15 protein-coding genes and 1 tRNA gene are annotated in these 24,815 nt (G+C 57.8%); all 16 read right to left on the reverse strand.

The features are described from left to right. Window positions 1-66 precede the first annotated feature (66 nt). The 16 genes from BQ7355_RS07660 to BQ7355_RS07735 all read right to left on the reverse strand — a co-directional run bounded on the left by BQ7355_RS07660 (window position 67) and on the right by BQ7355_RS07735 (window position 24,777). Window positions 67-1,437 carry a bifunctional folylpolyglutamate synthase/dihydrofolate synthase gene (locus BQ7355_RS07660; protein ID WP_072415650.1) on the reverse strand — a complete coding sequence of 457 codons (1,371 nt, stop codon included), beginning with the start codon at window positions 1,435-1,437 and terminating at the stop codon, window positions 67-69. A 380-nt stretch (window positions 1,438-1,817) separates the two neighbouring features. Beyond that, complete coding sequence (locus tag BQ7355_RS07665) at window positions 1,818-4,526, reverse strand: valine--tRNA ligase (RefSeq protein WP_072415651.1); 2,709 nt, start codon at window positions 4,524-4,526, stop codon at window positions 1,818-1,820. Between the two features lie 300 nt (window positions 4,527-4,826). Further along, window positions 4,827-6,266: an ATP-dependent Clp protease ATP-binding subunit ClpX gene (gene clpX, locus BQ7355_RS07670; RefSeq protein WP_072415652.1), complete on the reverse strand. Its 1,440-nt coding sequence runs from the start codon at window positions 6,264-6,266 to the stop codon at window positions 4,827-4,829. Beyond that, the gene (locus BQ7355_RS07675) at window positions 6,266-6,889 is read right to left on the reverse strand and encodes an ATP-dependent Clp protease proteolytic subunit (RefSeq protein ID WP_072415653.1); all 624 of its coding nucleotides are present in this window, start codon (window positions 6,887-6,889) and stop codon (window positions 6,266-6,268) included. Before BQ7355_RS07675 ends, clpX begins: the two co-directional genes overlap by 1 nt. A 131-nt stretch (window positions 6,890-7,020) precedes the next feature. Next, window positions 7,021-8,310 (reverse strand): trigger factor, encoded by a 1,290-nt coding sequence (gene tig / locus BQ7355_RS07680; RefSeq protein ID WP_072415654.1) that lies wholly within the window; start codon window positions 8,308-8,310, stop codon window positions 7,021-7,023. 65 nt (window positions 8,311-8,375) lie between these two features. Continuing rightward, window positions 8,376-8,459 (reverse strand) — tRNA-Leu (locus BQ7355_RS07685). A 631-nt stretch (window positions 8,460-9,090) separates the two neighbouring features. Then, window positions 9,091-10,980: a glycosyltransferase family protein gene (locus BQ7355_RS07690; protein ID WP_072415655.1), complete on the reverse strand. Its 1,890-nt coding sequence runs from the start codon at window positions 10,978-10,980 to the stop codon at window positions 9,091-9,093. A 540-nt stretch (window positions 10,981-11,520) separates the two neighbouring features. After that, the gene (locus BQ7355_RS07695; protein WP_159430450.1) at window positions 11,521-13,410 is read right to left on the reverse strand and encodes a glycosyltransferase; all 1,890 of its coding nucleotides are present in this window, start codon (window positions 13,408-13,410) and stop codon (window positions 11,521-11,523) included. Between the two features lie 90 nt (window positions 13,411-13,500). Next, entirely contained in the window at window positions 13,501-14,973 is a 1,473-nt protein-coding gene (locus BQ7355_RS07700) for a sugar nucleotide-binding protein (protein ID WP_240307351.1), read from the reverse strand. Between the two features lie 14 nt (window positions 14,974-14,987). Further along, a complete protein-coding gene (gene rfbB, locus BQ7355_RS07705; RefSeq protein WP_072415657.1) occupies window positions 14,988-16,010 on the reverse strand; it encodes a dTDP-glucose 4,6-dehydratase in 1,023 nt (340 codons plus the stop codon). Window positions 16,011-16,018: 8 nt separating this feature from the next. Then, a complete protein-coding gene (gene rfbA / locus BQ7355_RS07710) occupies window positions 16,019-16,921 on the reverse strand; it encodes a glucose-1-phosphate thymidylyltransferase RfbA (protein ID WP_072415658.1) in 903 nt (300 codons plus the stop codon). Window positions 16,922-16,928: 7 nt separating this feature from the next. Beyond that, window positions 16,929-17,750 (reverse strand): glycosyltransferase, encoded by an 822-nt coding sequence (locus BQ7355_RS07715; RefSeq protein ID WP_159430451.1) that lies wholly within the window; start codon window positions 17,748-17,750, stop codon window positions 16,929-16,931. Continuing rightward, window positions 17,734-18,717 carry a glycosyltransferase family 2 protein gene (locus BQ7355_RS07720; RefSeq protein ID WP_072415660.1) on the reverse strand — a complete coding sequence of 328 codons (984 nt, stop codon included), beginning with the start codon at window positions 18,715-18,717 and terminating at the stop codon, window positions 17,734-17,736. The genes BQ7355_RS07715 and BQ7355_RS07720 overlap by 17 nt, the downstream gene beginning before the upstream one ends. Then, window positions 18,718-19,107, reverse strand: coding sequence for a GtrA family protein (locus tag BQ7355_RS09480; RefSeq protein ID WP_072415661.1), 390 nt, complete (start codon window positions 19,105-19,107; stop codon window positions 18,718-18,720). It lies immediately after the preceding gene. Window positions 19,108-19,121: 14 nt separating this feature from the next. Beyond that, the gene (locus BQ7355_RS07730; protein ID WP_143761789.1) at window positions 19,122-20,756 is read right to left on the reverse strand and encodes a hypothetical protein; all 1,635 of its coding nucleotides are present in this window, start codon (window positions 20,754-20,756) and stop codon (window positions 19,122-19,124) included. 283 nt (window positions 20,757-21,039) lie between these two features. Beyond that, on the reverse strand, window positions 21,040-24,777 hold the full coding sequence (locus BQ7355_RS07735; RefSeq protein WP_072415663.1) for a glycoside hydrolase family 2: 3,738 nt from the start codon (window positions 24,775-24,777) through the stop codon (window positions 21,040-21,042). Between the last annotated feature and the right edge of the window lie 38 nt (window positions 24,778-24,815).

The raw sequence follows: 24,815 nt of genomic DNA on the forward strand, positions 1-24,815 counted from the left end.
CAGCCAGACAGCGTACGGCCCATCGAGCAAGCTGGCCCCAAGTGTCCGAAGCATATACCCCGACCGCTACCGCAACAGCGCGGCCACCTCGCCCGCAAGCGTGATGGTACCGGCGGCGACAAGCGCCATGCCACGCTCGGTGGCGTCATCCAGCGCATCCTGCACGCACGGGAACGTCCCGATCAGGCAGCTCGAATCCCTGCCCTCGCGATCGAGCTCATCGAGCACCAGCCGCGCAAGCTCAGCGGGAGGCATGGCGCGATCGGATGCCGTCGCGGTGACCACGATGCGGGGAAACGCGGGGACCAGACGCTCGACGATTCCCGTCACGTCCTTATCGGAAAGGGCCGCTATGAGCAGGGTCGGACGGTCGCCGGCATCGGGAGCGAGCTCACCTAAAGCCGATATGAAATACTCGCAGCTCTGAGGGTTATGGCAGGCGTCAACGAGGACGAACGGATCGCGGCGGACGACATCGAACCGCCCTGGGACGGGACAGGCGTCGAGGGCGCCGGACAGCAGGTCATCAGCAAGGGGATATCCCAGGTACACCTCGGCGAGAGCGACGGCGCACGCGGCGTTTTGCGCCTGGTAGATCGGCTTGCTCAGAGATACCGCATGATCTGCGAGAGGGGTCGAGCAGGATAGATGCATCTTGTCCCCGAGTCGTTCGGGCCCATGGGTGACCACATGGCCGGAGCAATACGGATCTACGCCGCACGCGCAGCAACGATCGCGCATGACCCGCTCGACGGAAGACTCATGGGTGCCCTCTCCGAGCACGACGCGACGTCCCGACTTGATGACGGCGGCCTTCTCCCCCGCGATGGCTTCAAGGGTGTCGCCGAGAATGCGCACGTGGTCGAGACCGATGCCCGTAATGGCGACCGCGACCGGGTCGGTTGCGCTCGTGGCGTCCCAGCGACCGCCCATTCCGACCTCGAGCACCGCAACATCAACGCGCGCCTCGGCGAACACAACCATCGCGGCGACCGTCAGCAGGTCGAACGGGGTGATGGCGTACGGTGCCTCGCCACGCTCTGAGCGTCGGGCGTTCACGCGCGACCCAGCGGCCGCCGCAGCCGAGACTCCATGCGCAAACGCCTCCGGGCTCACGACCCTCCCGTCGACCTCCATGCGCTCCTCATACCGCACGAGCTGGGGAGAAGTGTACAGAGCGCAGCGCTTACCGGCAGCAGAGAGAATCGCGGCGGTGAAGCGCGCCGTGGAGGTCTTGCCGTTGGTGCCGGCGACCTGGATGCAATCGAAATGCTCATCGGGGCGACCAAGCTCCTCGAGCATATCGATGACCGTCTCGAGCAACGGGCCCGTCGTGCCGGGCAACGTTCCGGTATCGGCGGCAAGGCTGACTGCCTCATTGTATAAAAGCGGCTCTACAGGAAACGGAATTGCATACTGATTCGTTCGCTTTGGCATGATGCCCCCATTTATTTTGTTGACCCACTATGTTTTTGGATAAAGATGGCAAATATATAAACGCGGGCGCGAGTCTTATATCCAAAAGCCCGTCAGAATCCAAAACATGCCCGACGGTGCGCGCCAAACCGACTCAAACAAGGCAAACGTGGCGTTACAACGAGTATGCATGGCATCTTGAGACCGTTGGAACGTATATATTTGCCATATTTGTCCAAGTACACCCGCGATAAAGCCGCAAACCTGAACGGTGCCCCGTGGTCGACTGCCCGCGCCCGAAAGATCAACAGGACCACTCGCACCGTAAACGCGCCGCAGTCTTCCCCGAATGCAGAAAAGCCCCGGCTCCCGCAAGAATCCTCGGGAACCGGGGCATGGGACTAGAAATCGGCCAGCTGAGCCTTGAGCGCGGCGATCGTATCGACAAGCTCGGCGGCGCGGGCGCGCTTGGCCTCGACGATCTCGGGCGCGGCCTTGGCGATGAAGCCCTGGTTGGACAAGGTCTTCTCAGCGCTCGCGAGCTCCTTCTCGGCAGCCTTGAGCTCCTTCTCCATGCGAGCGCGCTCCGCCTCGAAGTCCACGAGGTCGCCCATGACCACGTACGCGTCGAAATCCGGACCGGCAAGCGCGATGGCCTTCTCGGGCTTCACGAACTCATCGGCGGTCGAGACGGCGAGCTCACTCACGTTCGCCAGGTCGCAGATGAAGTCAGCCATGCCGCGAATCGCCTCGGCGACCTCGGGCGTGGTGGCCTTGACCTCGCAGCGCAGCTCCTGCTTGGGCGAGATGCGATAGCGAGCGCGGCTCGTGCGGACATCGGTCACGACGGCGCGCATGAGCTCGAAGGACTTCTCGGACGTCTCGTCGACGAAGCGCTCGAAATCGGCGGGCTCGGGCCAGGAGGCGATCATGAGGGCCTCGGCGCGCTCATAGGAACCGTCTTCCTTCACGTCGAGGTAGCTAGCGGGCATGGTGTCCCAGATCGCCTCGGTGACGAACGGCATGAGCGGGTGCATCAGGCGCAGCGAGGTGTCGAGCACGAAGATGAGGTTACGCTGGGCCTGCAGACGGGCGGCATCGTCCTTGAGGCGGGTCTTGGTAACCTCAACGTACCAGTCGCAGACCTCGTTCCAGAAGAAGTTCTGCACGCCGCGGGCCATCTCGCCGAACGTGTAGCGCTCGATGCCCTCGGTGACCATGCGCACCGCCTTTGCCAGGCGGCTGAACATCCAGGCGTCCGCCGCGGTCTCGGCCACGGGCTCGCCGGGAGTGTAGCCATCCATGTTCATGAGCAGGAAGCGGCTGGCGTTCCAGATCTTGGTGACGAACGCGCGAGCCTGCTCGGTGCGGGCAGAGCCCTTGAGCGCCTTGGTCTTCTTATCGATATCCGCGTCGAACTTGACATCCTGGTTGGTGGTGCACAGCGTGAGCAGGTTGTACCGCATGGCGTCGGCGCCGTACATATCGATGAGGTCCATGGGGTTCACGCCGTTGCCCTTGGACTTGGACATGCGGCTGCCGTCCTTGGCGAGGATCGTCGGGTAGATGACGACGTCGTGGAACGGCACCTCGTCGAGGAAGTACAGCGAGCTCATGACCATGCGGGCGACCCACAGCGCGATGATGTCGCGCGCGGTGACGAGCGCGGTGGTGGGGTGATGCCCCTCGAGCTGCTCGGGGTGCTGCGGCCAGCCCTGCGTGGCGAAGGTCCACAGCTGGGAGCTAAACCAGGTGTCGAGCACGTTCTCGTCCTGATGGATATGGGTGCCGCCGCACTTGGGGCAGACGGTGACGTCCTCCATGCAGGCGTCCTCCCAGCCGCACTCCTCGCAGTAGAACACGGGGATGCGGTGGCCCCACCACAGCTGACGGGAGATGCACCAGTCTTTCAGGTTCTCCATCCAGGTGGTGTAGGTATCGGTCCAGCGGGCCGGGTGGAAGGTCACGCGGCCGTCGCGCACGGCGTCGAGCGCGGGGCCTTTCAGCTTGTCGACGGCGACGAACCACTGCTCGGAGAGCCAGGGCTCGAGCGTCTGGTCGCAGCGGTAGCAGTGCATGACGGAGTGCTTGTGCTCGTCGATGTGGTCGAGAAGGCCGTGCTCCTCGAACCATGCGAGCACGGCCTCGCGGCACTCGTCGCGGGTCATGCCGGTGAACTCGTCGTAACCCTCGACGACGACGGCGTGCTCGTCGAAGATGTTGATCTTCTCAAGGCCATGGGCCTCGCCCATCGCGTAGTCGTTGGGGTCGTGCGCCGGGGTGACCTTCACAAAGCCGGAGCCGAAGTCGGGGTCGACGTGCCAATCGTCGAAGATCGGGATCTCGCGGTCGACGATGGGAAGTTTGACGGTCTTGCCCACGAACGCGGCCTTCTCGGGATCCTTGCTCGATACGGCGATGCCCGTGTCGCCGAGCATGGTCTCGGGGCGCGTGGTGGCCACGACGATGTACTCCTGGCCGTTGACGGGCTCGGTGAGCGGGTAGCGGAGGTGCCACAGGTGGCCGTCCTCCTCCTTGTACTCCGCCTCGTCGTCGGAGATGGCGGTGGTGCAGTCGGGGCACCAGTTGACGATGCGCTTGCCGCGGTAGATCAGGCCGTCATGGTACCAATCGCAGAAGACGCGGCGCACGGCCTCGGCATACTCATCGTCCATGGTGAAGCGCTCGGCCTCGAAGTCGACGGAGCATCCCATGCGCTTGATCTGCTCGACGATGGTGCCGCCGTACTCGTGTGTCCAGTCCCAGCAGGCGTCGAGGAACTTCTCGCGACCGATCTCCAGCCGGGAGATGCCCTCCTCTTTAAGCTTCTTGTCGACCTTGGTCTGCGTGGCGATGCCGGCGTGGTCGGTGCCCAGGATCCAGCGGGTCGAGCGGCCGCGCATGCGCGCCATGCGGACGATGGCGTCCTGGATGGAATCGTCGGTGGCGTGACCCATATGAAGGATGCCGGTGACGTTGGGCGGCGGAATGGTGACGGTGCAGTCGCCAACGCCGGGGCGGCGCTTGTAGTAGCCGCCATCGAGCCACTTCTGCAGGATCGCGGGCTCGTTGACCGCCGGGTCATAATTCTTGGGCATCTCTTCTGCCATAGGGAAATCCTTCCTCGTTCTCGCGATATGAAGGTCAATCTACACAACTGTCCAAGAGGATAGCACAGCGAGCGGATCGCTTACATATGCCTGGGGCATCGGAGGCAGAGCGCAACACACCAGACGCAGGCATACCGCCAGGGCATGCCATTAGGGTACGTCCCTCTTGGCACGGACCTGCCCCTTTTGGCACACGGCCTGAATCGACCAAGGCTACAACGGGACCGCCCCCGATCCGTAAGCGGCTCGGGGGCGGAAGGTGATTCGCTGAAATGACAGCGGGCGGTGTTCTGCCCGACGTCAGTCGACGTCCACGTCGTAGATGCGGCGCGGCTGCTCGGATCCGGTGACGCACTCGGCGGTGACGACGACCTTGGCGACGTTCTCCTCGCTCGGCAGGTCGAACATCGTCTGCTGGAGCAGGTCCTCGCAGATGGAACGCAGGCCGCGCGCGCCGGTCTTGCGCGCGAGCGCGAGCTTCGCGATCTCGTGCAGCGCCTCGTCGGTGAACTCCAGCTCGCAGCCCTCGAGCTCGAACATACGGCGATACTGACGGACGATGGCGTTCTTGGGCTCGGTGAGGATGGAGACGAGGTCCTCCTCGGCAAGGGGGCACGTCTGCGTGATGACCGGGGTGCGCCCGATGAACTCAGGGATCATGCCGAAGGCGTTGAGGTCCTCGGGCAGCACTTGATGGAGCAGGTCGGTCTCGTCCTCGGAACTGGGCCCGGCGATTTCCGAATTGAAGCCGATGCCCTTGTTGCCCACGCGGTCGGAAACGATCTTGTCGAGCCCGACAAAGGCGCCGCCGCAGATGAACAGGATGTTCGTGGTATCGATCTGGATAAGCTCCTGCTGCGGGTGCTTGCGCCCTCCGGTGGGCGGAACGCTCGCGACGGTGCCCTCGAGGATCTTGAGCAGCGCCTGCTGCACGCCCTCGCCCGAGACGTCGCGGGTGATGGAGAGGTTCTCCGCCTTGCGCGCGATCTTATCGATCTCGTCGACGTAGACGATGCCGATCTGCGCACGCTCGACGTCGCCGTCTGCAGCCGTGATGAGCTTCAGCAGGATGTTCTCCACGTCCTCGCCCACGTAACCCGCCTCGGTGAGGGCGGTGGCGTCGGCGATGGCGAACGGAACCTCGAGAATGCGGGCGAGCGTCTGCGCAAGCAGGGTCTTGCCGGTGCCGGTGGGACCGAGCAGCAGGATGTTGCTCTTGGCGAGCTCGACGTCGTCAAGATCGGAGCCCGCAGCATGCTGTCCCAGCGGCCCCTCGGAAGCGTCGGACGCGGGCGCGTCGCCCGCGGCCTCGCGCTCGAGCACGCGCCGATAATGGTTGTACACCGCGACGGACATCGCGCGCTTCGCGTCCTCCTGGCCCATCACGTAGGCGGAAAGGCGGTCGTAGATCTCGTGCGGGGTGGGTACTCGCGTGATGAGGTCGCTCGCGACGTGGGCGGCGTCCTCGAAGCCGTCCTCCTCGTCCTCGGGCTCGGCCATGAACTGGGAGAGCTGCTGCGGAAGCATCATGTCGGACGGGAAGGGCATCTGCTGCTGGGAGAGGAAGTCCTGCGTGAGGGACTCCTCAAGGATCTCGGAGCACGCGGCGACGCACTCATCGCAGATGAAGATGTTGCTCGGCCCCTTGACGAGCTTGCGGACCTGCTCCTGCGTCTTGCCGCAGAAGGAGCAATGGATGGGGCCGAAGTCCATCGTATCGGGCGTCTGGTCCTTCGCCATTACTGGGCACTCCCCTTAGCAGCCTCGATGCGAGAGGTCACGATGCGGTCGACCAGGCCGTACTCGAGAGCGGCCTGGGCGCGCATGTAGTTGTCGCGCTCGGTGTCGGCCTGGACCTTCTCGAAGGGCTGCCCGGTGGCATCGGACAGAATCTGGTTGAGCGTGGCGCGCGTCTCGCGGATCTCGCGCGCGGCGATCTCGATCTCGGTCTGCTGGCCGGAAGCGCCGCCGCTCGGCTGATGGATCATGACCATGGAGTTGGGCAGGCAGAAGCGCTTGCCCTTCGCGCCGCTGGCCAGCAGCACGGCGGCCATGGAGGCGGCCATGCCCACGCAGATGGTGGAAACCTGCGGCTTGATGTAGTTCATGGTGTCAAGGATGGCCAGGCCGGAATAGACCTCGCCGCCGGGAGAGTTGATATAGAGCGAGATGTCCTTCTCGGCATCCTGGCTCTCCAGGTGGAGGAGCTGGGCGATGACGAGGTTGGCGGTGACGGAGTTGATCTCCTCGCCAAGGAAGATGATACGGTCGTTAAGCAGGCGGGAATAGATGTCGTAGCTGCGCTCGCCACGCGGGGTCTGCTCGATGACGTACGGCACGAGCGCGGACTCGATACGATGCATGGGCGCATCTCCTTTCGGAATCGTGTGTGAGAAAAGCGTACGGTGCACGCCCGGCGCCAGAGCGCGGAATCGTTGCACCGTACACGTACATCCGGTCTCCCGGTATGGTACCCGCTTGCGCGGACAGAATGCTACTCGGCGTCAGCCTTGGCGAACTCGTCGACCTCGGTGACCTGAGCATTGTCGACGAGCCAGTCGACGGCCTTGGAGCGGCGGATGGAGTCGCGAACGGCGGGCATGCGGCCGTCGGCGAGGAACTGGGCCTTGGTGGCGGCGGCGTCCTCGACACCGGCGCGCTCGAACTCGGCGTCGACGTCCTCGTCGGTGACCTCGACCTTGAGCTCGCGGGCGAGCGCGTCGAGGGCCAGGGACTCGCGGGCGACGTCATCGGCCTGCTTGTGCAGGTCGGCGATGAACTGATCGGAGGTGAGGCCGGTCATCTGCAGGTAGGTGTCCAGGTTCATGCCGCGAGAGCCGATCTGCTGCAGGAAGTTCTGGCCCAGCTCGGAGAACACGGAGTTGGCGTAGGTCTCGTCGACCTCGTCGAGCTGCAGGCGCTCGGCGAGCGCGGCGACGGCGCGGGTCTCCTTGATGCCGGGGAGCTTCGAGGTCTTGTCGGCCTCGAGCTCGATCTTGACGGCGTCGCGCATGGCGGCGATATCATCGAAGCCGAAGGACTCCTTGGCGAACTCGTCGGTGAGCTCGGGGACCTTGCGCTCCTTGACGGACTTGACGGTGAGCTCGACGGAAGACTCCTCGGCGCCCTCCTCCTCGGGAGTCCAGGAGACGGACTTGACCTCGTCGACCTTCATGCCAAGCAGGGCCTCGGCGACGGCGGCCGGAAGGTTGTTGGAGGACATGGAGACCATGCGGCCCTCGCCGGCGACGCCCTCGGCGCCCTTGACGTCCTTGATGTCGACGGTGACGAAGTCCTCGCCCTCGATGCCGCGCTCGACGTCCTCGACGGTGGCGTGATAGCCCATGAGCATGTCGACCTGGGCGTCGATCTCGCCCTCGGTGACCTCCGCCGGCGGCATCTCGATGGCGACGGCGTCATAGCTGGAGAGCTCGGCGGTGGGACGAAGGGTGAACTCGACGGAGTAGACGTAGTCCTGGCCGTCGGCAGCAATGGCCTCGACCTTGCTGTAGTCGCCCTCCTTCAGGGGGACGATGTCGAGCTCGTTGAGGAGGGCGGCCTCGTTGGAACCCAGGATGTCGTTGGTGGCCTGGGCGAGGACGGCCTCGGCACCGAGAGCGCTGTCGATGACGGCGCGCGGAGCCTTGCCGGGACGGAAGCCGGGGAAGCGGTACTGCTTGGCGGCCTGCTTGTAGGCCTTCTTGATGGCAGCGTCGACGTCGGCGGCCGGGATGGTGACCGTCGCGGTGAGCTTGTTGTTCTCGACGTCAGAAGTGATGTTCAACGTTCCTCCTCTTACAGTACGGCTTGATCGGGTGCCGAAAACCCCTGATAACCATATGCGTGCGTTGGTGCGGGCGAAAGGACTCGAACCTTCACGGGAAGCCCACTGGAACCTAAACCCAGCGCGTCTACCAATTCCGCCACGCCCGCAACGTGCGCACAGCCCAAGTATGATACCAGATTGCGGACACGTGTCGATACGCACCGCCGCTCACGCTGGGATTTCGATATATCTGCGCATCTCCCTTGATGGTCAGCCCATGCCCGGTCGCCATGCCAAAGGTATCTGCAGCGTAGGCCGCCTGATGAGAGCCGCCCATCGGGCTCGACGCAACAGCCCGCCACGCTCGACGTAGCAAGCCGCCAGGTTTGATGCAACAGGCCGCCAGACTCGACGCAACAAGCGACATATATTTGACTGCTACGGCCGCAGCGCAATCAAGGCGTAGTCGCCGGCTTGCCCCCTTAGGGACCTCCAAGGATGCCCCGCCGCGATCGGCAAGCGCATCAGAAGGCTCCGGGCCGGATACCTTGCTGCAAATCTTCGGGTTTGTTGAATGTGAGTCCTAGAGCAACATCTAGGGATGCCTGCCCGGGAACAAACCCGCAGGTCGCTCGATGTCAGAAGCGACACCGAGACACACTGCGCGAAATGAGGACCAGAAATCCGTCATTCTGCAGCAACTGAGGTCCATCAGACCCCATGCGGCCACAGATACAGCCGCCGAACAACGAGGTGCGCGGCGGCTGCTGTGGAAACGCTTGGTTACAAGGTCCGCACCTACTCCGAACGAGCGGCGAGGTACTCCTCCCAGAACGAGCGGGACGTCATGCGCGGGAACTCGACCGTCCAGGACGCGCGGATCGCCTTGCCGTCACGGCGCCAGGTCTTAAGCAGCTCGCGCTCGCGCTTGCGGATCGCCGCGAAACGTGCCTTGTCCATCGTGCGGACCGCGCCCTTCTCGCGCGTGGGATCCAGATACACGATGGTGCGACAACGAGCGGAATCCCCTTCGAGCGTTGCGGCGCCATTCTTCACCGCGTAGCCGGGGCGGGAGCGCAGCAGGAAGTCGGGAAGGTAGTGCTTGTCGTACGGCAACGTGGTAACCAGCTTGCGCCACAGGGTGGGATGGAACTCCATGGACCGGCTGGAGAGCACGGCCTCGGTAACGCCCGCCTGCGCGAGCACCCCAGGATCCATCTCCCCCACGGACACGACCTTCTCGTTCCTGCGACCGTTGGACATCATGAGCGCGGCGCCGTCGGCCTCCTCGAGGAACTTCGGTCCCTTGAGGTAGTCCGCGAAGCCGTCCAGCATGAGCTCGGCGGCCGTGTAGTCGAGGTCGCGCAGCTGCTGGCGCACGTTGCGGCGAAGGCGCAGGACGAACAGGCGCTCGTCGGCGCAGTCGTCCACAGCGATCATGGCCAAGAAGTTGCGCGCGTACTGGTAGCAGTCGACCGAGGCACGGAACCGGCCCTCAAAGCTCTCGTGCCACACGCAGATGCCGTTCATGCACATGTAGACCGGCTTGTTGCGCGCTCCGAACTCGACGTCGTCGCAGCGGATGAAGAACGGCATGGGAAGGCCGTTCGCACGGATGGCGGAGGTGGGGATGCAGCTGAACCACCACGCGCCGTACGCACCCGGGACCTCGACGTCCTTGCGCTCGTTAGCGCAGATGTCGAACAGGCGCGAGACGTCGTAGTCGCGCTTCACCTTGGCGTAGACTCCCGTGGGGTTGACAAAGGCGACGTCCTCGAACTGGCGCGTCGGGTGCTCGAGCGAGAGCATCGCCCCGTTGAGGAACGCATTTCGGTACGTCCCGCGCGCGAGCGACAGCAGGTTGAACGTGCGGATGAGGCTCTCGGGGACGATGCGGACGTCGTCGTCCATCACAAGAACGTGCGTGAAGGCACCCTCGACCTCGGTGGCGGCCATCATGCCGCGCGCGAAACCGCCGGATCCGCCCACGTTGGGGTTGGGCAGCACGGTGACGAGGTCGTCGGAGAGCGCATCGACGTCGAGCGTGCGACCGTTATCTACCACGAACATATGGAAATTGCCCATGATGGGCGCACCCTCGGCACGAACGGCCTGCTGGACAAGGTCGATGTTGGCCGTGATGTAGGCTTCCTTCTTGAAGGTGGTGGTGGCGATGGCGAGGCGCACCTCGTTGACCTCGGAAGGATCGACCTCGCAGGACCACCAGGCGTGAGCGATGGAGACGGCGTCGCCGCGGGAGGGCTCGATGGCGAATCCGATAAGGTCCATGTCATCCGCCGCGACCGCGACGTCCAGGACGGCGGGAGCCTGCAGGGTGCCCGAGAACTCGTGAGAGCAGATGACCGTACGCTCGGGATCGAGCCCGGAGGGCTTGGCATCGGGGTCGATCGGGGTGGAGACGGGAATGCCCTCGATACGCAAGTCGCCGGCGCCTGCGAGCTCGATGTGGAGCACGGGGTTCCGTATGCCCGCGTAACGGCGCCACTTCCCTATCGACAAGCCGTTGAGGTACGTGAGGAAGTCAATGGGTGCGCTGCAGACGAGGGCGCCGGCCTCCGCGTCGACGGACGCCGAGCCGGCGGCCGTGCGATAGTAGAGCTCCGGATGCTTTGCAGCGTGATCGTCGACATACAGCAGAACGTTTTGAAGCTTGAAGGAAATGGGCATGTAGGGTCTCCGTTATGGTGGATCCGCGCAGTGGGCGCGGGGTTGTAGCTCGGTGACATTCTAGCGAGAACTCTTAACGAGCGAAATGCATGTTCACAATGCATGTTATTTAGGGCGCAAAGCATCCGATTTAATTATCCATGGACCGCACTTCCTATCGTGCTCGACACCAATCTTCCTTACGTTAGCCGGATCATTACATCATCAGCGAACCCCTTCAGCAAGCACTCCCCATTTCTCAGAAGCGATGCTTACATCCATGTACTCGCTCATGAATTATCTACATTCTCAGCTTTCTAGATACATAAGGTACATAGCTTGTTGTGGTCATACATTTCAATAGGGATTGAAACAATTGTGTTAGATCCTCAATGGCTCCCAAGCAAACCAAGAGATAGTCAAACTGTAGCGACAAAGAGTAAACAAAACACGGACACCTCCAGAGGGGGTGTCCGTCATAGCAGCAATTATTACATGAATTAACACGCGAAAGCATTGCTCATATATGGATATAATATATATAATATAAAATAATTAGAGTTAACTTTGTGAAGCTTTAATTAAATACTTCTTCCAAAACTCAATCGACGTTAGCTCGGCGCGCGCGCGCGAATACTCTTCCTTCAACTTCTGCTCATTCTTCTTATAAAACTTCATCGCCTTACGGAATCGAGTCCAGACTTCGTTGAATCGTGCAATGTCAAGCTTGCGAACTACGCCACAACGGTTAGGCATATCTATTGCAACCAAAACTTCAGCACCACGAATTTTTCCTGCAGGGTAAACCCATCCAGCAGCATCAATTACGGCAGCACGATTGCCCCTCTTGCCTTGTTCCTTAACATAACGTTGACCATTAAAAGTAATAAAATCCTTCGCAGCCTCAATTCTATTTCGAGGAAGATCACGAATCACTTCACTGTGAGTAAGGTGCTTAAGATTAATGCCATAATCATCCACTTGTTTTTGAAGATCTTTAAATGGCACAAGCCTTTCTCGATTCCTGTTTGCCTCAAGGAAGCGGCGCTCAGTAACAGGCTCTCGAATAAAAGATGGGCCCTTTAAGAAATCCTCGAACCCCTCGACGGCAAGAAGCGCATCATCGTAATTAAACTTTTTCAAATCAAGCTGAACCTCGCGATAGACCTCCTCCACAAAATCAGATAGAGGAGCTACCCCGGTAGTAAACTGACATACCAAGGGATTACGACTGACTTGGTAGCGCTCAACAGCGGCATTGTATTTAAAGAAGAATGACGCATGCCAAACGCATATGGAGTTCATGGTGATGAACTTCGGCTTGCACCGAAGTGAATACTCAGCATCATCCGATCGAACGAACAGCGGAAGAGGTAGGCCTTCTCGTTCGATTGTAGAGACCGGTATGCAGCAGAACCACCATCCGGCGTAGCACTGAAGGGTATCTTGGCAAAGAGGGTCCTCAGTTGGCGCCACGAATGTCTCAGTCTCAATTACATCATGAAGGATGCTCATATGTCCGGATGGCTTTAGTGGACGGAACTTGCCCTTATAGGTAAAGAAACCCAAATCCTCTGTACGGAGGTCAGGCTCCTCAAGGCTCATCATCGCGCCGCTAACAAACGCCTCGCTATATTTAGAATTAACAATTGAAAGAAGATTGTAAGTACGAATAAAACTCTCAGGCATCACCTCGACATCATCATCCATTAATAAGACATGGGTAGCCTTCGGAGACTGCTCCATTGCTTCAATCATGCCACGAGCAAATCCTCCTGAACCACCAACATTGGGGTTTGGGTGCAGATGGACATTGCTGCAGCACACTCGCTCTTCACAAAGCGAGCGACCATTGTCGACAATATGAACCTGGAAATGACTAGATATCAATTCATCTGTATCAAGCACATTAGCTTTAATTAGCTCGATATTTTTATATATATACGATTCTTTTTTAAACGTAGTTGTAGCTAGAGCAAGCTCAACAGGCCTTACATCGACCTCATCTACACAAGTGTAATAAAATGCATTTTTAATATCTAGTTTATCATCGGTACTTATTTCAAAGGAATTAAGGACATCGCCGTCAATGACTGACAACCTCAAATCCAAGTTTTTCCATTCAGATGAAGCATCCAGGGCCACCTCGGATCCGGTTATCTTTCTAGCAGACCAATCGAAGGCATCCGCGGCCGTCTGAACAAGACAACCAGCACCGCCCCTATATTCAAGATGAAGATAAAAATCCTTGGCAACAGTGTACCGTTTCCATTTCATTGTAGAAAGGGCATTGAAGTAGGTAGTGAAATCAAATACACCTGGCCCAAGTAGCGAAAAAGATCTATCTTCATGCAACATCAGATGGCCCGACTCGCGCCTACACCATAGGGTTGGATTATTCAACGCGAAGCTGGAGTCGCTCAAAACAATATTAGCAAGCTTAAATTGCATATCATCCATCCATTCAAATGACACGATACCTGTTAGAAGTCATCAATGATTGAAAACCACACAATTATGGAGAAATCGTAATATGATTCCTTAAAACAAGCAATTTAAACATTCGGTCCAGTCGGCCGGCACGAAGCCGGTCGCCCCGATCTTCGCGAGGTCGAGCGCGGAGTGCTCCGGCCTCGGGGCGATGGGGCCCTCGGCGGAGGCGTAGTACTCGGCGGTGGAGACGGGCGCGACGCGGTCCCCATTGCCGTTGGCGAGGTCGAACACGCGGGCGGCGATCTGCGCCCAGGACTCCACCGGGCCGCTCCCGGTGAGGTTGTAGGTGCCGTGGGGGCACGGGGAGGTCGGCTCGACGTCGGCCTCGCGGTAGCCGAGCAGCCAGAGGATGCCCTCGGCCATGTCGCGGGTGAAGGTGAGCCGTCCGTACTGGTCGTCGACCACGGTGACCTGATCGAGGGGGTCCTGCGGGTCGGCCACGCGGTCGGAGAGGGACCTCATCGTCCTGACGAAGTTGCGGCCCTCGCCGATGACCCAGGAGCTGCGCACGATGTAGTGCCTGGGGCACCCGGCCACGGCGAGGTCCCCGGCGGCCTTGCTCTGGCCGTAGACGGACAGCGGGCTGAAGGGCTCGTCCTCGGTATGGACCTCGGCGGCGCCGTCGAAGACGTAGTCGGAGGACACGTGGACGAGCGTGATGCCGTGCTCGGCGCAGGTGCGGGCGAGGAGCGCCGGGCCGGTCGCGTTGGCCCTCCAGGCGGCGGTGCGGCCCTCGGGGGTCTCGGCCCTGTCCACGGCCGTGTAGGCGCCGCAGTTGATGACCGTGCCGTAGAGCGGCCAGTCGTACTGGCCGTAGGCCGCCGGGTCGGACATGTCGAAGGTGTCTATGTCGCAGAAGTCGAACCAGGCGGTAAGCCCGCGCTCCTCGGCGAGCGCGCGAACCGCATGTCCCAGCTGGCCGTTGCAGCCGGTGACGAGCGTCCTCTTGGGCGCCATCGGGACGACGTCGGCGAGCATCGGGTGGTTGAGGTCGGCCTCGGAGACGGTCGCTTCCTCCAGCGGGATCGGCCACTCGATGGCGAGCTCGGGGTCGGCCAGGTTCACGAAGGTGTAGGTGCCCTTGAGCTCGGCCGACCAGTGGGCGTCCACGAGGTAGGTGTAGGCCGTGCCGTCCTCGAGCGCCTGGAAGGAGTTGCCCACGCCGCGGGGCACGTAGATGGCCTTGCTCGGGTCGAGCACGGTCGTGTAGACCTTGCCGTAGGTGGCGCTGCCCTCGCGCAGGTCGACCCAGGCGCCGAAGACCGAGCCGCGGGCGACGGAGATGAACTTGTCCCAGGGCTCCGCGTGGATGCCGCGGGTGACGCCGCGGTTCTCGTTGTAGCTGATGTTGTTCTGGACGATGCGGAAGTCCGGGACGCCCAGAGCGCACATCTTGGCGCGCTGCCAGTTCTCCTTGAACCAGCCGCGCGAGTCGCCGTGGACGGCGAGGTCGACGAACTTGAGGCCCCCGATTCCGGTCTCCGCCACGGAGAGGTCCTTCTCGAATGCGATGTCTGCCACCTGTCTCTCCCCTCCTACTGCCCCTGCGCGCGGTACCTGGCCTCGGTGGCCTCCTTGGCCGGGCGCCACCAGGGCTCGTTCTCGCGGTACCACTCGATGGTCTCCGCCAGGCCGGAGGCGAAGTCGGTATGCCGGGGCTCCCAGCCCAGCTCGCGGCGGAGCTTGGAGCTGTCGATGGCGTAGCGGCGGTCGTGGCCGGGGCGGTCGCGCACCCAGTCGAAGTCGTCCTCCGGGCGGCCGAAGGCCCTGAGGATCTCGCGCAGGACCGCGAGGTTGTCGCGCTCGCCGTCGGCGCCGATCAGGTAGGTCTCCCCTATGCGGCCGCGGGTGAGGATGCACCAGACGGCGGAGCTGTGGTCCTCGGTGTGGATCCAGTCGCGGACGTTGCGGCCGTCGCCGTAGAGCCTCGGGCGCACCCCGTCTATCAGGTTGGTGATCTGGCGCGGGATGAACTTCTCCACGTGCTGGTAGGGGCCGTAGTTGTTGGAGCAGTTGGAGATGGTTGCCGCAAGGCCGAAGGTCCTCACCCAGGCGCGCACGAGCATGTCGGAGGCCGCCTTGGTGGAGCTGTACGGCGAGCTCGGGCGGTAGGGCGTCTCCTCGGTGAAGCGGGCCGGGTCGTCGAGCGGCAGGTCGCCGTAGACCTCGTCGGTTGAGACGTGGTGGTAGCGGACATCGTGCCTGCGGCACGCCTCGATCAGGGCGTAGGTGCCCCGGACGTTGGTCTCCAGGAAGGGCGAGGGGTCGGCGATGGAGTTGTCGTTGTGGGACTCGGCGGCGTAGTGCACCACGGCGTCGGCGTCCGCCACGAGGCGGTCCACCAGCCCCTCGTCGCAGATGTCGCCCACGACGAGCTCGACGCGGTCGGCGGGGAGCCCCGCGATGTTCCCCGGGTTGCCGGCGTAGGTGAGCTTGTCCAGCACGGTGACGTGCACGCCGGGGTGCTCGCGCACGACGTGGTGGACGAAGTTGCTGCCGATGAAGCCGCAGCCGCCGGTGACGACGATGCGGCGGGGCTCGAAGGCGGTGTCGGTCATGTCTCCCCCTAGTACTCCGAATTACGGTTGACGAACTCGCCGGCGGCGACGCGCTTGAGGTGCCGGCCGTACTCGGACTTGCCGTAGCGCTCCGCGCAGGCCGAGAGCGTCTCCCGGTCGATCCAGCCGTTCTCGTAGGCGATCTCCTCCAGCACCGAGACCGGCATGTCCTGGGAGCGCTCGACGGCGCGGACGAACTCGCCGGCCTCGTGGAGGCTCTCCATGGTGCCGGTGTCCAGCCACGCGTAGCCGCGGCCGAGGGTGACGACGGAGAGCAGCCCGTCGTCCAGGTACATGCGGTTGAGGTCGGTGATCTCCAGCTCGCCGCGGGCGGAGGGGGTGACGCGCTTCGCGCGCTCGGCGACGTCGCCCGGGTAGAAGTACAGGCCGGTGACGGCGTAGCTGGACTTCGGGTGCTCGGGCTTCTCCTCGATGGAGACGGCGTTGAGGTCTGAGTCGAACTCCACGACGCCGAAGCGCTCGGGGTCGTCTACGTGGTAGCCGAACACGGTGGCCAGGCCGCGGGTCTCGGCGTTCTCCACGGCGCGCCGCAGGTGGCGGCCCAGGCCGTTGCCGTAGAAGATGTTGTCGCCCAGCACCAGGGCGCAGGGCTCGCCGGCGGCGAACCCCTCGCCGATCACGAACGCCTGCGCCAGGCCGTCGGGGCTGGGCTGGACGGCGTAGGACAGGTTCACGCCGTAGTCCGACCCGTCGCGGAGCAGCCGCTCGAAGTTCGGCAGGTCGGAGGGCGTCGAGATGATCAGGACGTCACGGATGCCGGCCATCATGAGGACGGACAGCGGGTAGTAGATCATCGGCTTGTCGTAGACCGGCAGCAGCTGCTTGCTGGTGACGGTGGTGAGCGGGTAGAGGCGCGTTCCGCTGCCGCCCGCGAGTATGATGCCCTTCATATTGGCCCTACCTATTAATTAAGAAATAGATCCTTTTACCAAACGTCCTTAATGTAACAGATACCTTATGCAGTAAAACATCAACAATAGATATTGATGTCTCAAATCGTTTTGAGACAGCTTCTATAAAGAAGGCATCATCCTTTTTAAGCCGGGCTGAATCTTCCTGAAATAGCTTTCCCGTCATAGATTCAGTATTTACTCGAAAACGAGATAATTCTTCATCGACATATGCAACATCGCCACAAGATGACAACCGAAGCCAATACTCCCAATCAGGAGCATAAGTCATAGAATCATCAAATGATCCCACGCGCTTTGAAGCAGACATGGAGAACATCACATTAGAAGGCTCTCCATAGAAATTATATGTACGAAAAGACCTATGCAAAATCTCGTCACCGTTAAATATACGACTCCGTTTAAAAGGGCGCCTCCGCATGGTGACTCTACCTTGATCATTTATTACACAAGAAGCGCCAAAACATAGGGATACCATCGAATTGCCTCGGAAAGCATCGACTTGCTTTTCGAGGCTATCACCAGACATAATGTCATCTTGAAACAAAAAACGTATATATGATCCTTTTGCCTCTGAAAGACATCTATTCCAGTTACCAACTAAGCCACAATTCTTGACGTTTTGAATGAAACGAATGCGGTCATCAGAAAATGATTTAATAATCGAAACGGTATCATCTGATGAGCCGTCATCAATAATCAAAAGTTCAAAGTTGGAGAACGACTGATTCAATATTGATTCAATTGCTTCAGATATATGCCTTGAGCCATTATATGTGGGCATGCATATGCTAACAAGTGGTTTCATCATCATCCGTTCTATGGTCTATTATTTTTTCAACGATATATCTTGGCCTGTGCTTGCTTTCCATATAAGTCTTGCCAACATATTCACCAATTACACCAATAGCAAGGAGCTGAAGACCACCCAGACACCAGATCGACATCACGATGCTCGTCCAACCAGCCTGAACATCACCGAACAGTCGACCAAAAAGGAAATATAATAAGAATAGCAGGCTTACTATAAATATCACCATGCCGGCAATGGTTATGAACCTAATAGGTTTTGTACTGAAAGAGGTAATGCCTTCGAAGGCAAAAGCTAACATTTTTTTAAGTGGATACTTCGATTCGCCAGCAAACCTCTCAGCACGCGAATAGTAAACAGAACATGATTTAAAACCAATCTGAGGAACCATACCGCGTAGAAAGAGATTAACCTCGTCATACTTCATAAGGGAGCAGACTGCACGCCTGCTCATAAGGCGATAATCAGCATGGTTATATACGGACTCCACTCCTAATCTAGATTGAAGCCTATAAAATGCTTGAGCACTCGTCCTCTTAAAAAAAGTATCAGATGACCTGTCTTTACGAACACCATAGATCACCTCATATCCCTCATTGTAGCGTGCAAGCATTTCATCAAGAGCATTAATATCATCCTGAAGATCAGCATCCATTGAGCCGATAACATCAGCATTATCCATGGCATAATTTAAACCGGCAATAAGCGCATTCTGATGGCCGCGATTACGAGATAGCTTAAGTCCAGAGAACATGGTTGCGGAATCATAGAGTGAACAAATGATCTCCCATGTCCTATCCGTTGACCCATCATCAACAAATAGAACCCTGCTAAAAGTAGAAATCATTCCACGTTGTATAAGGTCCTCATACTTATCTTTAAGCTGTAGAGAAGTCTCACTCAGTACTTCTTGTTCGTTAAAGCACGGAACAACAAGATAAAAAATGGGGGGGTTAGCACCCATCTAATCATCCTTCTTTCTGTAGGCCCAATTCTTACTTAATAGATAGTTCAAAGGCATAGTAAAGAATAGATTAAACAAAGGGCCCAACAATGAAGGCAATCTTAAAACTTCTATCCACACAATAAGTAAGATATTATTTAAAATGAGACCAGTAAAGGCGTTGGAGCAGAGTGTCTTCAACAGCACTTCAAATTTACGCCTCCAGCTTACGGAACCAAGTTTGAAAACAAACCTACTATTCCAAAAAAACGAATTGAGAACTCCTACAAAATATGACACAACATTTGCAGCAAGATAATGGCAGCCTATCATAATTAAAAATAGATAAGATAGATAGGACACTATAGTATTAGAAGCACCGACAATAAGAAATTTTAGAAACTGACCCATTGACTTCTCCAAACTTAACTTACTTTAATAAGATAAGCCATACAATCGGTCTCGTCTTGAATAACTTGATAGCCCGGCAGAGGCCCATACTCATCAGTTCCTAATCGATTTGCCAGAAATGGTATAAATGTAGAAAGAGCATTCGGATCATCAGTATATAGAACAATATCTCCGTCATCGTCATACCTGCCAAGAGCGGATTCAATTCCTTCTTCTGTGGGTACATCAGCAATTACTTCATCAAAGTTCTGAGCCTCAATAGATTTAGATGTTAATTTAAAGTAATTATATGAAATAAAGAATGCATCTGTATCACCCTCGCATTCATTCACAACAGCGCTTAGATTGTCTTCTGCACCTGCTATTAGGTAAAGAACATTGGAGCTCTGTCCTGCAATGCCAAGCATAGCAATTGCAACCATCGTTGCAGCGCCAACGAAGGAGAGCGTTACATTCGAAAAACGACGCTCGATTGAGGATGATTCTACTAAAGCAGCAGCGGCCCAGCCAACGATTAGGCAAAGAACTGGGTAGACAAAACAAACGTACCTGGAAGAAATCCAAGGAGAAACCGCTGCAGACACAAAATAAAAGCATAAAGAGACAATTGAAAGCAACACTACGGAATGTAAAGATGCTGCCTTGGTGTCTTCAACGATTGCACCATCCACCCGCTGTCGACGAAGACTCCTAAAACCAGCAAACAAAGCAACTATGACAATAACTAAATATAGGAAGGCGATCCATCTAAAACCAAAAGCCAAATCATTTATGCTCAAAAGGGCAGTGCTCAGTACACGCTCGGCCCTCGCTTCCAAAGGAAGAGCCGATTTTGCCCCTGATGTATATCCGTTTCCAAACATGCTCTCAACCGCATTCGGGAACACGGCAAAGGCCACAAGAACGCTAGCAATTATGACGCAGCCGTAGATTAGTGCGCTTGTATAGCTATGTTTAATTAGAAGATATAGACATGTGAATAATGCAATAAAGAACATGGTTATGAACATATAGTAATGAACCATATATCCAAAGAATGCGGACAAGAACACTCCGATCAGGATCTTCGGATCACGACTGTTTTCAAAAAGATATCTATACTGAAAGTAGCAGCACACAATAACCGCCAACATCGCCAGCATGTACATACGAATATAAATAGAAAAGCTAACAGCAGCAGGGCTGAAACCGAATAGCAACGGAGGCAGTAGTGCTGTGTCAGAATTTGATATTATCCGTCTTGATAGACTGTATAGAACAAGCTGGATAAGCAGGAAAAACATAATATTTGGAATAATTCCATACCATTTGGAAATTGTTCCTGGAAAGAACGAGCAGATAGCATGAATAATTAAAAAGTATAGAGGTGGATGCGCGTCGTTCGATAGATTATAGATTACAGAATCGAATCTAAAAGCTTCACCTGGATCAACCTGTAAATAGCTTTTAAAGAAATCTGGGCGCAGGACAGTTCCATCCATTGCACCGTTCCAGAATAATGAAGGTTGATACAGGCTATTAGCCAAACCAAAGGTCCACAACTCATCAACATGGAAACCTTCCTTTCGAAAGGCCCAAAATAAAATGAGAACGATTTGCATCAGCACCATTGAGCCAAAAACAACATGTTGCTTGTTGATGAGTTTCACCCTTAGCTCCACGCGCACCTTCCTTGAACCAGTTTTTGGATAAGTCTAGTCGCTTCTTTCTCAACACAAAATACAAGCCACTAGACAGCTATAAAGTAACAAAGATAAATGTATCTCAATACTTGTCGATTTAGAGCCCATATAACCCAGATAATGAAAATACCAACTGAGTGGTGAGCAGCTGGATCAATACAGCTGTCGCCCCACGTCCAAATGACTTGACCGTGGGGCAATTCATTTAGCTTAACCAAAAGCGGTTTGAATTCATTGAAACTACTGATAGTTATCGCTCCACCACCCTGATTTCCAACGCCTCGATGGCTCTCCCCTGCCCGGTCGTGCCGGCGGTCTCACCATTGGAGACCCAGCCCTGCCAGCCTATCTCGGCAACATGCGTACGGTACCGAATATCGTAGCGACCCGCATCTGCACCTGTCAGCTCGATCTGCAGAGCCTCGAGCTGCAAAGAACGCCCGGTAGTGCCGCCCAATTCGCCGGAATCGACCCAATCCTGCCAGCCGATCTGCGCAGAGTGCGCCCTGTAGCGAATTCCCAGGTCATCGCTTGGAAGATCAAGCTTGATCCGAATTGCCTCCATGCTTTTCGCCTGACCGGTCGTTCCCGCAAGAGCGCCGTCGTGCACCCATGCCTGCCAGCCAATATCAGACACATGCCTCCTATAGGAAATCATCGGCTGCAGGAATGCGCCTTCAGTCGCACCGGGAGCAGCACCGCCCTTCTCCACCAGAACGATTTGAAGGGCCTGCATATCCTTTGCCATGCCTTCGCTGCCAGCAGATTCTCCATTCTTGGCCCAACCAAGCCAACCCGCATCGGCGATGTGGGCACGATAGTACACATCGTACAAGCCGGCAATATCGCCCGTCAGCTTTATCTTGACTGCCTCCATGGCATTGCCCTGCCCGACGGTTCCACCGGAGCCCGCAGTCCAGCCCTGCCACCCGATATTGGAAACATGGGCAGAAACCTGGATATCGCCATACGCAACGACATTCTCCACAGTCATACGAAGGGCCTCAAGCTGTTTGTTCTTTCCTACGGTACCGCAAGTCTCTCCGCCCGATACAGGAGTCATCCAGCCGATATCCTCCACATGCGCGGTGGACACCACCTGCGCACTCCTATCGGATGCGACGGAAAACGCCTGTAGGTTGGACCAGGGTCCATCGGCACCCTTCTCCACGAGCACGACCTGAAGCGCCTGCATGGGCTTCGCCTGCCCTTGCGAACCGGCTGGTTCACCGTTTTTCGCCCATCCAAGCCAGCCGCTATCTGCGATATGGGCACGATAGTAGATGTCGTACCGGGAAGCGAGATCACCCGTCAGTCGAATGCGAATGGCCTCGATCGCCCTTGCCTGACCCGTCGTGCCCGCCTTGCCAGCAGACCATGCTCGCCATCCTATGTCTTGGACATGGGCAGAAAGCTCTATATCGCCCGCAGTCGGGCCTTCCGCGTCGAGCCTGATGGACTCAAGATTCAAGCTACGGCCTATGGTTCCCAACGTAGCGCCCGCGGGGTTCTCGTCGAGCCAGCCGAGTTCCGAAACATGGGCCTGCCCCACCAACTCGTCCTGCGGCACCGTGATGCCCTCGACGACATCCTCGCACTGCACCCCATCGCGAGTTGCGACCACACGGATCGAGTTGAGCGCACGGGAATCTAAGGCGACGCTGTCCCACACAAACACGCCGTCCTGGGTTTTCACACCGCAACCCACCTGCTTACCGTTCACGTAGAGCACGCAATCGTCGCAGTTCGAATACACCTTGATGTCCCGTTCGGCACGATGTCGCTGCGTAAAACGCTTGCTCGTGATATGCGCAAACGGCTCATCGTCATTCCACACGGCCTTGAAGAAGTAATACGCATCCTTCTGTGTGGCATGGTCGTAGTTGACGAGCCCCTTGGTGTTCATGCGGGAGATTCCGCCCTCATCGCGATAGCACGAGAAATCGAACATGTTCCACACGAAGCTGGCGGGGACATCGTCTCGCTTGGAGATCGTATCCCAGAACGTCTCAAGAACGAACCCCTGGTACTCCTCGGTATGCATGGCATGCGATGCGTCCTCGTTTCCATTCCAGGCAAAGTTTTCGTCCACTTCCCAGTGGTGATTAGTATTCGCTCCGGAACCGTATTCGGAAACCATGATCGAAGGAGTCTGATAGATGCTCTTGTAGCGATCGAGCTTCTCGTTGATCTGCGCAGCAAGCTGCTGCTTTCCCGACGTGCCGGCACTCGCGACCGGCGTCTTGAAGCCGTCGTACAGGTTGACGCCCGTAAGGTCAATCGAGGCGCTCCAGCGGTTCGTCAGAGATGCCGTGTCATAGGAATCAATCGTAGCCTGAACAATGAGGCGGTTGGGGTCCTCAATTTGAGCAAGCTCGACGAGATCTTTGTTAAACGCCACAACCTCATCCTGCGTCACGTTGAAATCGCTTCCGAACTGCGCAAAGCCAGGATTCCAGCCGACCTCGTTCTGAACGCCCCACATCACGACGGACGTATTGTTGTAGCTCTGGCGAATCATTTCCTTCAGCTGGTTCAGAACGGAGAGACGATAGCTCTCCGCCTTCGAGTACAGCAGGTAATAGGGAATCTCGGTATACACCAAGACGCCGGCTCGATCCGCCATCTCGAAGAACTGCCGGTCGTGCGGATAGTGCGCCACGCGTACCGCGTTGACACCCATATCGAGCATCATGTCCAGGTCCTGCTGCATATCCTCAGCTGTAACGGCGTTACCCCGGTCCTGACGATCCTGGTGGTAACCCACACCGTGGATTTCTATCTTTGATCCGTTCAGATAGGCAGCCCCGTCGCGAATCTCAAACGTCCTCACGCCGTACTGCCGCTCGACGTGATCGAGAACGGCTCCGGACCGATCCAAAACATCGAGGGAGACGGTGTAGAGATAGGGGTCGGCAACACCGTTCCAAAGATGGGGGTTGCTCACCCGAAGGCTGCACCGCAGCGGAACTGCCGTCGAACTCGCAGAAAGCTCCGAAGGAACATCGACGGATCGAACCAGATTGCCATCAGCATCCAACACGGAAGCGCGCAGCGTAACGGGAGCGTCGAAGGATGCCGAATTGGAGAGCTGGACGCGAATGGAAATGTCGGCAACACCGCCCGAAACAGCCGAATCGATGTAGAACCCGTCCGACCCGTAGTCTTCAAGGGAAACGTGCTGAGCCTCAGGGGATATCAGCTCGACATCACGATAGATGCCCGCCCATTGGGTGTAGTCGACGTTGATCGGTATGGACACCGTGTCGATATTGGTCACCCTTGCAACCACGGAGACCGACGATTTGCCCTGCACGTAGTCTGTGATATCGAACGTGAAAGCCGAATAGCCTCCCACATGGGTACCCACGTTCACGCCGTCGATGAGAAGCACGGTATTGCGACTCGAACCGTAAAACTTGATGAAGAGCTTCCGTCCCTGATAGGCAGCAACATCGATCGTCTTGCTGTACGTGACCGTCTTCGTGTTCATCTGAGGGATAAATGACATGGCGGGATGCGTGTACTCCCACGAGTGCGGAAGATCGACCATGCCGGAAGATCCTCCAACGGGAAAGGTCCAACCCGAGAAGTCGGTCGTTCCGGCGTCGAACTCCCATCCGGCATTGATGTTCTGCACGATTCGACCCTTGACGTCCGCCGCAGGAGCAACGGCGTCGACGACTTCGGCATCCTCGACGCTCGGCGCTGCCGAGGATGCATCAGTGGAAGAATCCTTTAAGGCCCGCTCCTGACCCGGAAAGCCCTCAGCATCGCCCGCTGTAAACTCTTCAGAGATCGGCTCATTCATCGCCTCTTCGGAGGAATCCGTAGCGGCTGAAGCTCCCGTGTCAGCCGTCCCCGTCGCAGAGAGCTCCGCTGCCACATCGATGCTTTCGGGTTCAACTTCTGCATAGATAGCAAACGGGTTTGCACATGCGCCTATAGCGAAGATACCGATCGCCAGCCACCGAGCGAGTCGCTTCATTCGAAACACCTCACATACTCAATACATCGTACACAGCA

This window comes from Collinsella phocaeensis (assembly GCF_900119895.1).
GTDB classification, from domain to species: domain Bacteria; phylum Actinomycetota; class Coriobacteriia; order Coriobacteriales; family Coriobacteriaceae; genus Collinsella; species Collinsella phocaeensis.

What these genes read in the sequence shown, in the direction of transcription:
- BQ7355_RS07660 (WP_072415650.1), bottom strand. Translation starts at nt 1,437, where the DNA reads ATGCCAAAGCGAACGAATCAGTATGCAATTCCGTTTCCTGTAGAGCCG.
- BQ7355_RS07665 (WP_072415651.1), bottom strand. Translation starts at nt 4,526, where the DNA reads ATGGCAGAAGAGATGCCCAAGAATTATGACCCGGCGGTCAACGAGCCC.
- clpX (WP_072415652.1), bottom strand. Translation starts at nt 6,266, where the DNA reads ATGGCGAAGGACCAGACGCCCGATACGATGGACTTCGGCCCCATCCAT.
- BQ7355_RS07675 (WP_072415653.1), bottom strand. Translation starts at nt 6,889, where the DNA reads ATGCATCGTATCGAGTCCGCGCTCGTGCCGTACGTCATCGAGCAGACC.
- BQ7355_RS07690 (WP_072415655.1), bottom strand. Translation starts at nt 10,980, where the DNA reads ATGCCCATTTCCTTCAAGCTTCAAAACGTTCTGCTGTATGTCGACGAT.
- BQ7355_RS07695 (WP_159430450.1), bottom strand. Translation starts at nt 13,410, where the DNA reads ATGCAATTTAAGCTTGCTAATATTGTTTTGAGCGACTCCAGCTTCGCG.
- rfbB (WP_072415657.1), bottom strand. Translation starts at nt 16,010, where the DNA reads ATGACCGACACCGCCTTCGAGCCCCGCCGCATCGTCGTCACCGGCGGC.
- rfbA (WP_072415658.1), bottom strand. Translation starts at nt 16,921, where the DNA reads ATGAAGGGCATCATACTCGCGGGCGGCAGCGGAACGCGCCTCTACCCG.
- BQ7355_RS07715 (WP_159430451.1), bottom strand. Translation starts at nt 17,750, where the DNA reads ATGAAACCACTTGTTAGCATATGCATGCCCACATATAATGGCTCAAGG.
- BQ7355_RS07720 (WP_072415660.1), bottom strand. Translation starts at nt 18,717, where the DNA reads ATGGGTGCTAACCCCCCCATTTTTTATCTTGTTGTTCCGTGCTTTAAC.
- BQ7355_RS09480 (WP_072415661.1), bottom strand. Translation starts at nt 19,107, where the DNA reads ATGGGTCAGTTTCTAAAATTTCTTATTGTCGGTGCTTCTAATACTATA.
- BQ7355_RS07735 (WP_072415663.1), bottom strand. Translation starts at nt 24,777, where the DNA reads ATGAAGCGACTCGCTCGGTGGCTGGCGATCGGTATCTTCGCTATAGGC.